Annotated in this window: 12 protein-coding genes; 2 read left to right on the top strand and 10 right to left on the bottom strand. The window is 33.6% G+C overall.

Annotated elements, in window-relative coordinates; all coding sequences use genetic code 11:
• Nucleotides 1-13: 13 nt before the first annotated feature.
• Nucleotides 14-1,342, bottom strand: coding sequence for a c-type cytochrome (locus BMY86_RS11310; protein ID WP_091469371.1), 1,329 nt, complete (start codon nt 1,340-1,342; stop codon nt 14-16).
• Between the two features lie 211 nt (nt 1,343-1,553).
• Between BMY86_RS11310 and BMY86_RS11305 the strand changes: the two genes are divergently transcribed.
• Both BMY86_RS11305 and BMY86_RS11300 read left to right on the top strand, forming a co-directional pair.
• Nucleotides 1,554-1,946: an SPOR domain-containing protein gene (locus BMY86_RS11305; protein ID WP_091469367.1), complete on the top strand. Its 393-nt coding sequence runs from the start codon at nt 1,554-1,556 to the stop codon at nt 1,944-1,946.
• A gap of 67 nt (nt 1,947-2,013) precedes the next feature.
• Entirely contained in the window at nt 2,014-4,221 is a 2,208-nt protein-coding gene (locus BMY86_RS11300) for a TonB-dependent receptor plug domain-containing protein (RefSeq protein ID WP_091469364.1), read from the top strand.
• Between the two features lie 76 nt (nt 4,222-4,297).
• On the opposite strand, the gene BMY86_RS11295 is transcribed toward BMY86_RS11300, so the two are convergent.
• The 9 genes from BMY86_RS11295 to BMY86_RS11255 all read right to left on the bottom strand — a co-directional run bounded on the left by BMY86_RS11295 (nt 4,298) and on the right by BMY86_RS11255 (nt 14,923).
• Entirely contained in the window at nt 4,298-5,044 is a 747-nt protein-coding gene (locus tag BMY86_RS11295; protein WP_091469361.1) for a maleate cis-trans isomerase family protein, read from the bottom strand.
• Nucleotides 5,045-5,114: 70 nt separating this feature from the next.
• Nucleotides 5,115-6,023 carry a fumarylacetoacetate hydrolase family protein gene (locus BMY86_RS11290; protein WP_091469357.1) on the bottom strand — a complete coding sequence of 303 codons (909 nt, stop codon included), beginning with the start codon at nt 6,021-6,023 and terminating at the stop codon, nt 5,115-5,117.
• 67 nt (nt 6,024-6,090) lie between these two features.
• Nucleotides 6,091-7,200, bottom strand: a complete 1,110-nt coding sequence (locus BMY86_RS11285) for a cupin domain-containing protein (RefSeq protein ID WP_091469354.1) — start codon at nt 7,198-7,200, stop codon at nt 6,091-6,093.
• Between the two features lie 47 nt (nt 7,201-7,247).
• Complete coding sequence (locus BMY86_RS11280; protein WP_218141973.1) at nt 7,248-8,228, bottom strand: carbon-nitrogen hydrolase family protein; 981 nt, start codon at nt 8,226-8,228, stop codon at nt 7,248-7,250.
• Nucleotides 8,229-8,325: 97 nt separating this feature from the next.
• Entirely contained in the window at nt 8,326-8,748 is a 423-nt protein-coding gene (locus BMY86_RS11275) for an acyl-CoA thioesterase (RefSeq protein WP_091469348.1), read from the bottom strand.
• A gap of 131 nt (nt 8,749-8,879) precedes the next feature.
• Complete coding sequence (locus BMY86_RS11270; protein WP_091469345.1) at nt 8,880-10,460, bottom strand: FMN-binding glutamate synthase family protein; 1,581 nt, start codon at nt 10,458-10,460, stop codon at nt 8,880-8,882.
• Between the two features lie 4 nt (nt 10,461-10,464).
• On the bottom strand, nt 10,465-12,045 hold the full coding sequence (locus tag BMY86_RS11265; RefSeq protein WP_091469341.1) for an AMP-binding protein: 1,581 nt from the start codon (nt 12,043-12,045) through the stop codon (nt 10,465-10,467).
• Between the two features lie 82 nt (nt 12,046-12,127).
• Nucleotides 12,128-14,419, bottom strand: a complete 2,292-nt coding sequence (locus BMY86_RS11260; RefSeq protein ID WP_091469337.1) for an oxidoreductase — start codon at nt 14,417-14,419, stop codon at nt 12,128-12,130.
• A 54-nt stretch (nt 14,420-14,473) separates the two neighbouring features.
• Nucleotides 14,474-14,923 (bottom strand): SRPBCC domain-containing protein, encoded by a 450-nt coding sequence (locus BMY86_RS11255; protein WP_091469533.1) that lies wholly within the window; start codon nt 14,921-14,923, stop codon nt 14,474-14,476.
• Between the last annotated feature and the right edge of the window lies 1 nt (nt 14,924).

The raw sequence follows: 14,924 nt of genomic DNA, 5'->3' as shown, positions 1-14,924 counted from the left end.
TCTTAAATTATTATTAATAGTGACATTTACCACATTCTAAACCACCCATTTGAGCAGCTGTCAACTTAGTAACACCAAGTTTTTTAGATAATTGGTCGTGGATTTTTTTGTAATAAGCATTGTCTTGAATCTTAACATCTGTTTTTCTATGACAATCTACACACCAACCCATTGTTAATGGTTGATCTTGCTTCATTACTTCAAATGTTTCAACTTTACCGTGACATTTTTGACACTCAATTCCTCCAACAGTTACGTGTTGAGAGTGGTTAAAGTATACGAAATCTGGTAAGTTATGAATTCTAACCCATTTAACTGGTTTAGTTTTACCTGTATATTTTTGAGCGGCTTTATCCCAACCAACTGCATCATATAATTTTTGAATTTGAGCAGTATAGAATTCTTTAGTGTAATCTACATAAACTGAATCTTTATCACCTTGGAACTCACTAACATTTTTATGACAGTTCATACAAACGTTTAATGAAGGAATACCAGCATTCTTAGAAACTCTAGCAGATGAGTGACAGTATTTACAATCAATACCATTATCTCCAGCATGAATTTTATGCGAATAGTGAATTGGTTGAATAGGCTCGTAACCTTGATCTACACCAATTTGCATAAAATAACCATACATAAAGTAAGCTGAAATTAATAAAAATAAAATTGCCGATACTAAAACTAAAAATTGGTTTTGCACGAAAGCTTTCCATAATGGTAATGACTTTGGTGTTTCTGCAACCTCTAAACCTTTAGATTCTACAACTTTCTTTAATAGCTTATTAACCATGAATAGCATAAACACTAACACAGCTAAAATTAAAGCTAAAACTCCTAAAATAAGATTATTTGAAACTCCACTTCCTGTTTTCTCAGATCCTTGAGGAACAGCAGCAGTTTTCACTTCTTCTTTAGGCATCATTGTATAAGCGATGATATTATCAATATCTGCATTTGACAACTGTGGAAAAGCAGTCATTGCAGTTTTATTGAATTCCTCATACACTTTTACAGCTTTAGCATCACCAGACTTAATTAACTCTGAGCTATTTTTGACCCATTTATACAACCATTCTTTGTCGTATTTATCACCAACACCTCTTAATGCTGGTCCGGTCATTTTTGCATCTAATTTGTGACATGCTGCACAATTAGTGTTAAACAATGCTTTTCCTGCAACGGCATCACCTGTTCCTGCTGCTGGAGCTGCTGCTGCCGGAGCCGCTGCTGCTGGAGCAGCTGCTGCGTCTTGCGCATTAACACCAATAGCGAACATTACTGAAAACGCTAAAGAAAAGAAAGTTTTTGAAAACGAATTAGGGTTACCCACCTTTTTCATATTAAAAATTAATTATCAAACTTATTTTTTTGGTATGATTTTAGCTTATACTATAATCAGACTTTTTTAAAAACTCCGACAAAAATACAACATTAGAATAATTATCAAAACCTTAAATTTATCTTAAAATGTAATTTATTTTAATTCTAAATAAGATTAGAAGTAAATAATTTAATTCAAAGTAATAAATTTGCAATAAATACCATTCATTATGAAGACATTAAAAAAAATATCTTTTTTATCATTTTTCCTGACTCTTTTATTAAGCAGTCAAAATATTTTTTCTCAAAGCAATAAATCAAATATAGAACAAGATCCTAAAATTGAGCAATTATTAGCCGAAAAAAGAAAAAACAATTCCGCTATTACCATCAATGACAAGTATAAAATTCAGATTTTCTACGGAAATATTGAAGAATCTAAAAAAACTTTAATCAATTTCAAAAAAGACTTTCCTAAAACAGACGGAACTATAGTTTTTAACAATCCCTCATACAAAGTTTGGGTAGGTAGTTTCAAATCTAAAATTGAAGCGGAAAACGCTCTAGCTTTAATCAAAAAGAAATACCCAACCGCCGTAATGATTAATCCTAACAAAAAATAAAAAAACCAACAAAAACAAGCTGATTGGTATGATTTTTGCGAGGTAATTCTCAACAAACTAACGAATTATGACAAAAAAAATATTTTTGGCAGGAGCGCTAATGGTGCTTGCTGCTGAATCGTCTTATAGTCAAGAGGTTAAAGACACAACCAACATACAAAACATTGAAGAAATTAAAATTCATTCCGATAAAATTTTCATCAACAAACACAAGGTTCCTTCTCAAATTGAAGTAATTTCAAAAGATAAAATAGAATTTCAAAATTTCCAAAATACAGCAGATATGTTAGCCAATTCAGGCGCATTATTTGTTCAAAAATCACAACAAGGTGGAGGATCTCCTGTTATTAGAGGTTTCGAATCGAGTCGCGTTTTACTTTTAGTAGACGGTATCCGAATGAATAATTTAATTTTTAGAGCAGGACATTTACAAAATGTAATTACCGTTGATGAAAATTTCTTAGAAAATGTATTAGTTCAATACGGCCCTACATCATCTTTATACGGAAGTGATGCGTTAGGCGGATCGGTTAACATGATTACTAAAAAAGCAAAATTTGGTAATGGTTTCATGGGAAACGTTAACACAAGATATTCTTCAGCAAACAATGAGAAATCTGGATATTTAGATATCAATTATGGAACATCAAATTTTGCATCTTTAACCGCTTTTTCTTATAATGATTTTGGCGATTTGAAAATGGGAAGAACCAAAAATCATAATGGAGATTTTTTTGGTGAACGAATATATTATGCAGAAACCATTAATGGTACGGATACAAATGTATTAAATCCAAACAAATACGTACAAGTTGGAAGCACCTATAAACAGTGGAACTTCATGCAAAAATTAGCCTACAAAACTAATAGTGGATTTACCCATGAATTAAACGTACAATATTCGAGCACGACAGACATTCCACGTTACGACAGATTAACGGAACGTAGTGGTGGAAACATGACTTTCGCAGAATGGTTTTACGGCCCACAAAAAAGAATTTTAGGCGTTTATAGTTTAGAAAAAGACAATTTATTTGGCAAAACAAATTTTCGCATGGATGCATCCTTTCAAGATGTTGAAGAAAGCAGAAATGACAGAAGATTTAACGATGCAAATGCTCGTTTAAGAACACAAACTGAAAATGTTTCTGTTTATAGTTTAAATGCTCATTTCAATACTCCTTTATTAAAAGGAAATTTATTTTATGGAATTGAAAATTATTACGAAACATTAAGTTCAACGGCATCTAGAGTAAATATTTATACCGGACAAACATACAGTGTAAACACAAGGTATCCTGATGGCGATAATTCTTTATTACGAAATGAAATTTATGCATCCTATTCAAAATCACAAAACAAATGGCATTATAATTTGGGTGGAAGAATTGGAAGTTCAAACCTAAAAAGTCAAATTATCAATAATTCAGCTTTCAACTTTCCTTTTACAGAAATCAATCAACAAAATATCACATACAGTGTTAATGCTGGTTTAGTGTATAATACTTCAGAAAATTTCATCCTTAAATCAAATGTTGGAACTGGATATAGAGCACCTAACATTGATGATTTAGCTAAAATTTTCGACACAACTACTAACGGTGTTTTAATTATTCCGAATAACGACTTAGGTCCAGAAACTACTATTACTACTGATTTTGGATTCGTAATCAAATCGAAAACGAATAAACATAATTTTGAAGCCACCTATTTTTACACAACAATTAATAATGCCATTGTTACAAAAGAATTTTCTTTAAATGGCACAACACAAATTGACAATGATAATGATGGGATTTTCAGCACTATTTTCGCTAATCAAAATGCTGGAAAGGCTTATATTACAGGTTTCAATGGAAATGTAAAAACAACTATTGCTAAAAACTTACAGTTTAATGGTTCGTATAATGTTACTGTAGGTCGCGTTACAAATAATGGAAATAACAGACCTTTAGACCATATTCCGCCTTATTATGGAAGATTAAGTTTTATTTATGCACCAAATTGGGGAACTTTTGAAGCTTACATGTTATTTAATGGCAAAAAACATTTAAAAGACTATTCTACAAGTGGAGAAGACAACTTACAATACGCACCTGCAAACGGAATGCCTGCTTGGGAAACTTATAATTTCAAAGCGTCTACAAAACAAATGTATGGCATAACACTTTATGCAGGAATGGAAAATATTTTAGATACTCAATATAGAGTTTTCGCATCTGGAATTAATGCTCCAGGAAGAAACATTTATGGTGGAGCAAAATATTGTTTCTAAATTCTAGAATCAAATAGTAATAAAAAATGCGTTCCGAGAAATCAGAACGCATTTTTTAATTAGGGTAATTTTTAACTTAATATTTTCCAGAAAGTAATTCGCCACCAATGGCAGATTTTGCTTCAATACCAATTTTTTTCATCATTTCATAAGTCGTACAAACAGCTGCTGAAGTAACTGGAATTCCACATTCTGCTTGAATTAAATCAATTGCTTCTAATGATGGCATTTGCACACAAGCCGAAGCAACTAAAACATCAACATCTGTTAAATCCAATTGCTTGTAAATTTCCAATAAATTCATTGGGTTTTGCGCTGCTACTTCTAAATTATCTGGAATTTCCAAAGCAATACTTTGTTTTACTTTGATACCTTGATGCTCAATATAATCTACAACCATATCCGTTAACGGACGCATATATGGTGTAATTATTGAAATTTGTTTTGCACCTAACGTTTTTAAACCATTAATTAATGCTCCTGCTGAAGTTACAATTGGCGTTGGAAAATCATTTGCAATCGTTTCTTGGTGTAAATTCACTTCTGAAACGCAGTGATAACCACGACCCATACTCATAATAGCTACTAAACAGGCATAACCCATAACATCAACATGTGCATCTGACAATTCTTGAGCACATTTTAAACTCATGGCATCCATCGCTTCCAATTCTTCTTTGGTCACTTTTTTCATACGCATTCTACTGCTGTGAAACGTAAAACGTTCTGGTAAAATGGTTTCGCGTGAGCGAAAAATGGCTGGTATTTCAGTTTCCATCGTTACGTTTGATGATGGAACTATTTGTCCTATTCTGTATTTCATTTTTATTTAGATTACAGTCGCAGTCGCAATTAACAGTTTGAAGACAGAAAACTGAGACTGAAAACTTTTTTTAAATTTCCTTAATCGTATTTACTATCGTACCAATTCCTTCTACAGTTGCTTCAACTACATCACCGTCATACATCCATTCTTGAGGATCTCTTCCAGCTCCTACTCCGGCTGGTGTTCCAGTAGCAATAATATCACCGGCTTCTAAAGTGAAAACTGTACTTAAATCTTCAATCAAATCATTAATATTGAATAACATGAATTTTGTATTCGAATTCTGTTTTTCAATTCCGTTTACTTTTAATGATAAATTCAAGTTATGTGGATTTTCGATTTCATCTTTTGTAACTAAAACTGGACCCATAGGTGCAAAAGTATCTTGCCCTTTTGATACAATCCATTGTCCTTCACGACGACAATCACGCGCAGAAATATCATTAATTACCGTATATCCGAAAACATAATCTAAAGCATCTTCTTTAGCTACATATTTTCCTTTTTTACTAATAACAACCGCTAATTCACATTCCCAATCTAATTGAGAAGTTAGTTTTGTGTTTTTAATAATTTCTGTATTCGTAGCCGTAACCGTTGTTGGTGGTTTCGAGAAAATAATTGGTTTTGCAGGTAATTTTCCTGTTGTATCCAATGTTCTTGCACTTTCTGCAACGTGTTCTGTATAATTTAATCCAATTCCGATGATGTTTTTTCTTGGTTTTTCGATTGGTGCTAAGAAAGTCACTTGATCTAATTCATAAGATATTTCCTCGAAGAAATTTTCTGGAGTTTCAGAAATTAATTCCGTGATTTCTTCGATAATTTCATAACCCATATCAATTAATTCCAACATATCGTTTGGTAATGGAAAATTAGAGATTTCACCAAAATCTTCCATATCGATAACTTGATTGTTATGAATAAAACCTAAACGTGGTTCGGTGTCTTGTGTTTTGTAAGTAAGTAGTTTCATTTTCTTTTAAGTATCTGAGTTTCTAAGTTACAAAGTAACAAAGTCTATTTTCTATTTTCTATTTTCTTTATTCTATTATCTGATGTCCGTTATTTTCTTCAAATGCTCTATCTTGATACAAACCTAAACTTTCAATTACTGGTAAATCGTTAAATTGAAATAAGCAAGCATCTTCTGTATCAGATAAATTATGATGTTCATGCCAAGCCCAAGAAGGTACACAGAAAATATCTCTTTCTTTCCAATCGTAACGTTTTCCATTAATAATTGAAAATCCTTTTCCTTTCGCACATTGATAAACGATGGAACCCGTGTGTTTGTGTGCTTTTCCTTTGAAACCTGCTGGCAATAATTGCATTGCTGCTCCCATCGTTTGCATTACGTGACCGCCTGTTAATGGATTTGAATATTGCATAAAAATTCCATCGAACGGATTTACATCTGAAACTTTTTGTGTTTCTAAAAGTGAAGGATAAACGTTTTTCCAAGAATATTTAAATAACGGTGAATATGGTTTATCCCAAGCTTTATCGGCAGGAATTAATCCCGCACAACCATACGTCATTGGCGAAAAATTCAACGGTTTTACTAAAGGCTGTTTGCCATCATACACAGCATAATCATTCGCTTCTAAAGCATTTACTAATGGAATATCTAAACCATCTTGCCAAATACATGTTTTTCCTCCTTCTTCTACGCCATGTTCATGCCAAGTGGAATTCGGAGTAATAACGAAATCATTAACTTCCAACATGATTTTATTTCCATCTACAACGGTATAGCCTTTATCACCTTCCATAATGAAACGCAATGCCGAAGCACGATGACGATGCGCCGAAGTACTTTCTCCAGGACGAGTCACTTGAATTCCAGTATACAACCAACCTACCGCTGCCGAAACATCTTTACGTTTGTCGTTAACTAAATATACTACACGTCTTCCGGCTTGTTCTGGCGTTACTAATTCAGAAGATTTTAGTACTAATTCTCGTAAATCATCATATTTCCAAAGCATTGGAACTGATGAACTTCTTGGTTCCCAAGGTTCAATATCGTTAGCAACTGTCCATAATGCCCCAGCACCAAGCGTTTCTAATTCTTTATAATACGCTACTAATTCTGGTGAATCTTGAACTCGAGCGCGACCAATTACGTCATCTGAAAATTTATCTTCCATAACTTATGTTTTAAATCTGACAGGATTTAAAAACCTGTCAGATTGAATTATCTCTTATTAAATTCTTCGTGATTATCTATAAATGTAATTTTTCGAGTTGGAGCAATATTTACTCTTAAATCGAAAATATCAAATCGGTTATAATGTCCCAAAATATCATGCATTTGTTTTGGTTGTATGCATTTTTCTAGATCGATATCAGCATACACCATTCCTTCATCATCAATTAAAGGCTCTCCAATAACTGCTCCATTCGGACCAATAAATCCTGAAAAAGCAGAGTTTTTACGAGTCAGTAATTCCTCCACATTTGGAACATCTTCTTTTAAAGCATCCATAATTTCTTTGGAAATTGTAGAACACGAAACAATCGTAAACAATTTTCCTTCGAAAGAATGTGCTGCGGCACGAATTTTAATCGCTTCCGCCATATTATAATCTGGTGGCGCAACTGGCAATGAAATGTAATTCGCAATATGAATTAATTCACCTTGAGAAAGCAACGTAAAACGTGCTAATGTATTGGTATTTTCTCCACAAGCCAATGTTCCTATTGGACCAATTTCTGTATTATATACTTTTAAAGAAGAACCATCACCAGACGTCCACGTTAATTTTTCAGCCCAAGTTGGCACTAATTTTCTGTGTTTTCCAATTAATACACCATTATTATCAATGATTAAATTAGTGTTGTAAATTTCACCATAGCTATCTCCACGCTCGTTTACACCAATTACAATATGAATGTTATACTCTTTTGCCGCTTGAAATAAAGGTTGCATTTCGGCATCTTCAACTTTTACAGAACATTTATATAGTTTTTCGTACCATTTACTTCCTTGAACTGGCGTCATGATCCAATTCCAATACGGATAACCGGCTACAAAAACTTCAGGAAAAGCAATCAATTGTGCGCCATTTTGACTCGCTTCTTTAATAAAAGTAATTGCTTTTTCAACTGTTTTTTCTACATTTAGAAAAACAGGTGAGGTTTGTACAGTGGCTGCTTTGAATTTTTTAAAGTCCATAATTTGTTATTTCACAGAGTTTCGCAGAGAATTTTCACGGAGAAACGCTAAGTTAGAGACACTTCGACTCCCGAAAATTCGGGACAGTGCGACAATATTATATTATAAATTTACTTATTTTATTTTTCATTTCTTCGTTAAACGCTTCCGATTTAACTGAATTTCTATCTTCAGAAATACTCACGTTTACTAAAGTTACTTCACCTTCTAAGACAGTGTTTTCATTTTCGTTTACAAATTGAAATCCACATAAAATTGAAGAATTACGCAATTCTTTCACCCATAATTTTTTGGTTAAAACTTCTCCTAATCGGGCTGGCGATTTGAATTGAATTTTCAAATCTACTGTTGGAATTCCGTTGGTTTCATGCATTTTTGAAAATGGTCGTTCTAAGGCTTCTTCAAACCAATCTTCCACGATACCATTTAGCATTTCTAGAAATCTTGGATAGAACACAATTCCAGCAAAATCAATATGTTGGAAACGAATTTTTTCTTGTTTTATAAAAGGTTGATTCATGTTTTTATTTTAAGTTGCGAAGTTGGTAATGAAGACGCAAAGTCGCAAAGTTTTAATGTTTATTATTATTTCATTTATCCCCTAAGTTGTGGATCCCGATTATATTGGGAGCACGATGCTAGGATTAACTTCTAAAATTTATCAGCACTTGCTTTTTTCCAAAAATACAAAAATTCTTTCGGCACTGTAGTTTCATTCAGCAAACAACCTGTTTCTAATTCTGGGAATATTTCAGCAAATGTTTCTACTTTATTTCGATCTATTCTTGTGGTTACCACGTCTCGAGTTACTTCATCTGGATGTGCTAAACCGGCCGAAGCCATTAAATCCATAGCGCTTTTTACAGTTTCATGTTGAAAACGTGCTACACGAACACTTTTTTCTTCTGGAACCAAACCTTTCATTAGGTTCGGATCTTGTGTTGCAACGCCTGTTGGACAGGTATTAGCATGACATTCCAAGGCTTGAATACATCCTAAGGCAAACATCATTCCTCTAGCAGAATTACATAAATCGGCACCCAACGATAAATTTCTGATAATATCAAAACCAGTAATTACTTTACCAGAAGCTATTATTTTAATTTGATTTTTTATTCCGAAACCGTTTAAGGCATCATAAACAAAAGCAATTGCATCACGAAGAGGCATTCCAACATGATCGGAATATTCTTGTGGAGCAGCACCAGTTCCACCTTCGCCACCATCGACTGTAATGAAATCTAAATAAGTATTCGTTTCCACCATCGCTTTACAAATGGATAAAAACTCCGATTTATTTCCGATACAAATTTTCATTCCTATCGGTTTTCCACCGGAACCTTTTCGCAATAATTTTACAAAATCCATTAATTCTAATGGCGTTGTAAAAGCAGAATGTGTAGGTGGTGAAATGATATCCTTTCCTTTTGAAACCAAACGTATTGCAGCAATTTCATCCGTAACTTTAGCTTTGGGTAAAATTCCACCATGTCCCGGTTTCGCTCCTTGAGAAAACTTAATTTCAATCATTTTTACGTTTTCCAAAGTGGCTCTCTTTTCGAATTCTTCATAATTGAATTTCCCATCTTCTGTTCTACAACTGAAATAACCGGTTCCAATATTCCAAACTACATCACCACCTTGTAAATGATAGGGCGATAATCCGCCTTCTCCTGTATTATGAAAAAAGCCGCCTTGTTTGGCTCCATTATTTAATGCTAAAATGGCATTTTTACTTAACGAACCAAAACTCATCGCACTAATATTAAACATACTCGCATGATATGGTTTTGTACATTGTGATGAACCAATTTGTACACGTGGGTTTTCATTAACTGTTGAAAAGGAAATTGCACGAATACTGTGATTGATCCATTCGTAACCATCTTGATATACGTCTAATTGCGTACCAAAAGGCATCGAATCTGTTTCTTTTTTACTTCTTTGGTACACAATACTTCTTTGCAAACGATTAAATGGTTTTCCATCTAAATCAGTTTCAACAAAATATTGACGAATTTCTGGACCTAAACTTTCTAATACATAACGCATTCTACCTAAAAGTGGAAAGTTTCTACGAATTGTTTTTTTAGATTGATACATGTCGTACAATCCCATCGCAATAAGTGGTAGAAACAACATAAACAAAAACACGAATTTCCAATTGATGTAAATTAAAATCCCTGTAATTGCAATTAGTGTTAAACTTATGATTAGAAATGCTTTTCTCATGTTGCTATTTCAGTTTAAATCGTTGAATTTTACCTGTTTCGGTTTTTGGTAAACTTTCTACAAAGTTAATTATTCTTGGATATTTATAGGGAGCAGCAGCGTTTTTAAACCAATTTTGAATTTGTGTTTTAAAATTATCATTTGCTTTCTCACTTTCTTTTAAAACAATATGCGCACAAACTAGCATACCACGCTCTTCATCAGGCAAACCAACAACTGCACATTCTAAAATATCTTCATGCGTTAAAAGTACCGATTCCACTTCAATAGCGGCAATATTATAACCTGAAGAAATAATCATATCATCGCCACGAGCCACAAAATAAAAATAGCCTTCTTCATCCTGACGAAACACGTCGCCAGTAATGTTCCAACCCTTTTCAACATATTCACGTTGTTTATCTTCTCGATTTAAATATTTACAACCAGTAATTCCTTTTACGGCTAATCTACCTGGTTCATTTCTAGAAACTTCATTTCCGTTAGCATCGATAATTTTTGCTTCATAACCCGTAATTGCCACACCTGTTGCACCCGGTTTCATGTTTTCTTCATTGGATGAAATAAAAATATGAAGCATTTCAGTTGCTCCAATTCCGTCAATGATTTTCAAACCTGTTGCATCGTACCAATCTTGCCAAACTTTTAACGGTAAGGTTTCGCCAGCAGAAACACATTTACGAAGACTCGAAATATCAAACTCATCTACTTTTGTTGTGATGATTCGCCATGCTGTTGGGGCTGTGAAACAAATGGTAACTTTATAGTCTTGAATTGCTTTTAACAATAAATCTGGACTCGGTTTTTCAATTAGAAATGTTGATGCACCAAAATACATTGGAAACAACACCAAACCACCTAAACCAAATGTAAATCCAAGAGGCGGACTACCGATAAACACATCATTTTGGGTTGGTTGTAATGAGTATTGCGGAAATGCTTCGCAAATATTTAAAATATCTTTATGATAATGTGCCGTCATTTTTGGCAATCCTGTTGTTCCAGAAGTAAAACCAATTAATGCAACAGAATCTGCTTTGGAATGATTATTTTGAAACGTTTTTGGTTTTGAAACCATTTTTTCTTCTAAATCTGCATTTCTAAAGAAACTCACTTTTTTAAGAAAATCAGAATGAACCAAATTCATTTCTTCCGCTAATTCACTATCACAAATCGCATGAGAAATTTCAGCACAGTCAATAATAGTTGTTAATTCTTTCGAACGTAATAAAGGCATGGTTGCAACAACGATTCCGCCCGCTTTTAAAACAGCATACCAACAAGCTACCATCATTGGATTATTTGCAGAACGCAGTAATACTCTATTACCAGATTGTAAACCTAATTCGTCTACTAAAACATGAGCAATTTGATTGGCTTTTTCGTATAAATCTTGATAGGTCCAAGTCTCTTCGAAAGTTCGGATACAAATATTGTTACCTCTTCCTTCTTTGATATGATTATCGAGTAATTTTTCAACACAATTCAACATTTCTGGTCGATTGAATTGTGGTAAATCCAAGAATTTATATTCTGGTTGTAATTCCAGATTTGGTAAATTTATTTGTGCGAAATTGTCTAACATTTTAAAATTCCAATTTTTAAAATTCCAAATTCCAACATGTATATTTTTTGGGATTTGGGATTTGGGATTTGATTTTTGTAATTTACTTTTTATTACTTTTTGGTTTTAAAGCTATTTTCATGCCTTCCGTTTGTTTTCTTTCCGAAGCTTTTAACGGATACAAATGCGAAATTCCCATTTTATATGGATTTGGAATATCTGTCGCTTGAAATTGCTCGTAAGCTTGCGCATTTCTAACAAAATTCGCATCCAATAATAGAGGTCTTCCTAAAGCAACTAAATCGGCACGACCATTTAAAATAATCGTATTTATTTGATCAATATCTTGAATATAACCTGTTGTAATTGTAGGAATGTGAACTGTATTTCTCACAGCATCTGAAAATGGCGTTTGCCACATTCTTCCTGTTTGAGGTTTTTGTCCAGCCACTGTATTTCCTGTTGAAACATTGATAATATCCGCACCAGCGTTTTTGAAAGCCGTAGCCATTGTGATAACATCTTGTTCTGAAATTCCGTTTTGAGCCCAATCGGATGCTGAAATACGAACCGACATTGGTTTTTCTTTTAGGAAAACACTTCTCATTTCGGTAAAAACTCTCAATGGAAATTTTAATCGGTTTTCGATGCTTCCACCAAATTCATCGGTTCTAGTATTCGTTAATGGCGATAAGAAAGACGCTAATAAAAATCCGTGATGCGCTTGCAATTCAATCATATCAAAACCAGCTTCATCAGCATTTTTAGTCGCTTGAACAAATTGAGACGCTACCAAATCCATATCAACAATTGACATTTCTTTAGGAGTTGCAGAAACTTCGTTAAATGGAATGGCTGAAGCGGAAAGTAATTCCCAACCAGAACCAGTATATAAATCTTCCCAAGGTTTTTTTGTTGCACCTTTTCGACCCGAATGCCCTAATTGAATTCCGATTTTAGTTTGTGTATAGTTATGAATGAAATCGGTAATCCGTTTCCATTCTGTAATTTGAGAGTCGTTATAAATTCCGGCACAACCTTCTGTGATTCTACCTGTTTCTGAAACAGCGGTCATTTCAGTTAATATCAACCCTAAGCCACCAACTGCTCTTGAAGTATAATGCTGGAAATGCCAATCGTTTACCAATCCGTTTTCAGCAGTATATTGCCCCATCGGCGACATTACGATTCGATTTTGTAATTCTAAATTTCTTAGTTTGAAAGTTGAAAAGGCAGCAGGCACTTCGACAAGCTCAGTGTGACAATTATCGTTAAACTCTTTCAAAACTTTATCTGTAAACGATTTATCGCGTAAGCGTAAGTTTTCGAAAGTCACTTTTTTTGCACGCGTCATGCATCCGAAAGCAAATTGATAAAAAGGATGTTGATTGTGACGATTCATGTTTTCGAACCAATCTAATGAAACCAACGCCGCATATTGAATCATTTCAACTGTATTTTTACGAGTTTTATCATATTGTTGAAAGGCTGCTTGAACATCGTTTGGATTGGCGATTACTGCATCCGATAATCCAATTGCAGAATCCATGGCTAATTTCGTTCCAGAACCAATAGAATAATGAGCTGTAGCTTTAGCATCACCTAATAAAACGATATTTTTATGATACCAATTTTCATTTGTTACGTGAGGAAATTGACGCCAATGTGATTTATTTGAAATTAATGGATGTCCGTCTAATTCTGCCGTGAAGATTGAAGCAATTTTTGCCATGGTGTCTTCTTCATTTGTGACTTCAAAACCGTGTTTTTGCCAAGTTTCATCCGAACATTCAAAAATCCAAGTACTCATACCTTCTTCATATTGATACGTATGCGCCACGATTAAACCATGTTCTGTATTTCTGAAAAAGTAAGTAAAAGCATCTAATGGTTTTGTTGAACCCAACCAAACGAAACGGTTTTTCTTCATTTCGATTTTAGTCCCAAATTCCTTTTCATATTGTGTACGAATCGCACTTCCAATTCCGTCTGAAGCTAAAATAATATCTGAATCAGCAAATTGATCTAAATCGTCTACATTTTGTTCGAAGTGTAAATTTACACCTTCTTCCCTACATCTTTGGTGTAATAATTTTAGCAATGTTTTTCGAGAACATCCACAAAAACCATTTCCGGCAACACTCACTTCTTCTCCATCTCGAGCCACAATAATATCATCCCAATACGCAAATTCACTACGAATAAGTTCATACGATTGCATATCGCGTTTTAAGAATTCACCAAGTGTTTCATCAGAGAAAACTACTCCAAATCCAAAACTATCATCAGGTCTGTTTCGTTCGTACACATTGATTTCACAATGTGGCATTGCTTTTTTGGTTAATATCGAGAAATAAAGTCCGCCTGGACCACCACCAATTACTGTAATTTTCATTCTTTTCAATTGATAATTAACAAAGAAGATTGATAATTATACGCTTTAAATTATTTATTTTTTCATGAAATCAAATGCGCCTTTACGCAAATTGATATTGTATTCTAAATAGGCTTTTAAACACGCCAAGAAATTAGACCATCCGAAAGAATTTCCAGAAAGCCATTTTAAGCCTGCTTCATTATTTTCCATACTTTTTTCTGAAATAGAAACTAAAGTCGAATTGTTTTCTTTTTCAGAAAGTGTAATTTCAACCAATAAATTTTTCCCAGAATTTTCCCAATAAAAAGAAATGCATTGGTTAGCTTCTACTTTTTCGATTTGAACAGGACATTCGAAATCGAATTCAGGAAATTTCCAGATTAGGTTTTTCCCTGATTCCATTATTCCTGTGCTTTGAGAAATGAAATAATTGGACATTTTTTCGGGGTAGATAATCGCTTCAAAAACTTCGTGAATTGGTTTTTGAATTTGCATTGCACAATTAATTTCTAATTTCTCCATA

Origin of the sequence: Flavobacterium urocaniciphilum, assembly GCF_900110615.1 — a bacterium.
GTDB classification, from domain to species: domain Bacteria; phylum Bacteroidota; class Bacteroidia; order Flavobacteriales; family Flavobacteriaceae; genus Flavobacterium; species Flavobacterium urocaniciphilum.
The sequence above is the reverse complement of the archived record's forward strand: the minus strand, read 5'-3'. Positions and strand labels throughout refer to the sequence as shown.

Coding starts and splice junctions, on each gene's coding strand:
- BMY86_RS11310 (WP_091469371.1), bottom strand. CDS start 1,342: ATGAAAAAGGTGGGTAACCCTAATTCGTTTTCAAAAACTTTCTTTTCT.
- BMY86_RS11305 (WP_091469367.1), top strand. CDS start 1,554: ATGAAGACATTAAAAAAAATATCTTTTTTATCATTTTTCCTGACTCTT.
- BMY86_RS11300 (WP_091469364.1), top strand. CDS start 2,014: ATGACAAAAAAAATATTTTTGGCAGGAGCGCTAATGGTGCTTGCTGCT.
- BMY86_RS11295 (WP_091469361.1), bottom strand. CDS start 5,044: ATGAAATACAGAATAGGACAAATAGTTCCATCATCAAACGTAACGATG.
- BMY86_RS11290 (WP_091469357.1), bottom strand. CDS start 6,023: ATGAAACTACTTACTTACAAAACACAAGACACCGAACCACGTTTAGGT.
- BMY86_RS11285 (WP_091469354.1), bottom strand. CDS start 7,200: ATGGAAGATAAATTTTCAGATGACGTAATTGGTCGCGCTCGAGTTCAA.
- BMY86_RS11280 (WP_218141973.1), bottom strand. CDS start 8,228: ATGGACTTTAAAAAATTCAAAGCAGCCACTGTACAAACCTCACCTGTT.
- BMY86_RS11275 (WP_091469348.1), bottom strand. CDS start 8,748: ATGAATCAACCTTTTATAAAACAAGAAAAAATTCGTTTCCAACATATT.
- BMY86_RS11270 (WP_091469345.1), bottom strand. CDS start 10,460: ATGAGAAAAGCATTTCTAATCATAAGTTTAACACTAATTGCAATTACA.
- BMY86_RS11265 (WP_091469341.1), bottom strand. CDS start 12,045: ATGTTAGACAATTTCGCACAAATAAATTTACCAAATCTGGAATTACAA.
- BMY86_RS11260 (WP_091469337.1), bottom strand. CDS start 14,419: ATGAAAATTACAGTAATTGGTGGTGGTCCAGGCGGACTTTATTTCTCG.
- BMY86_RS11255 (WP_091469533.1), bottom strand. CDS start 14,923: ATGGAGAAATTAGAAATTAATTGTGCAATGCAAATTCAAAAACCAATT.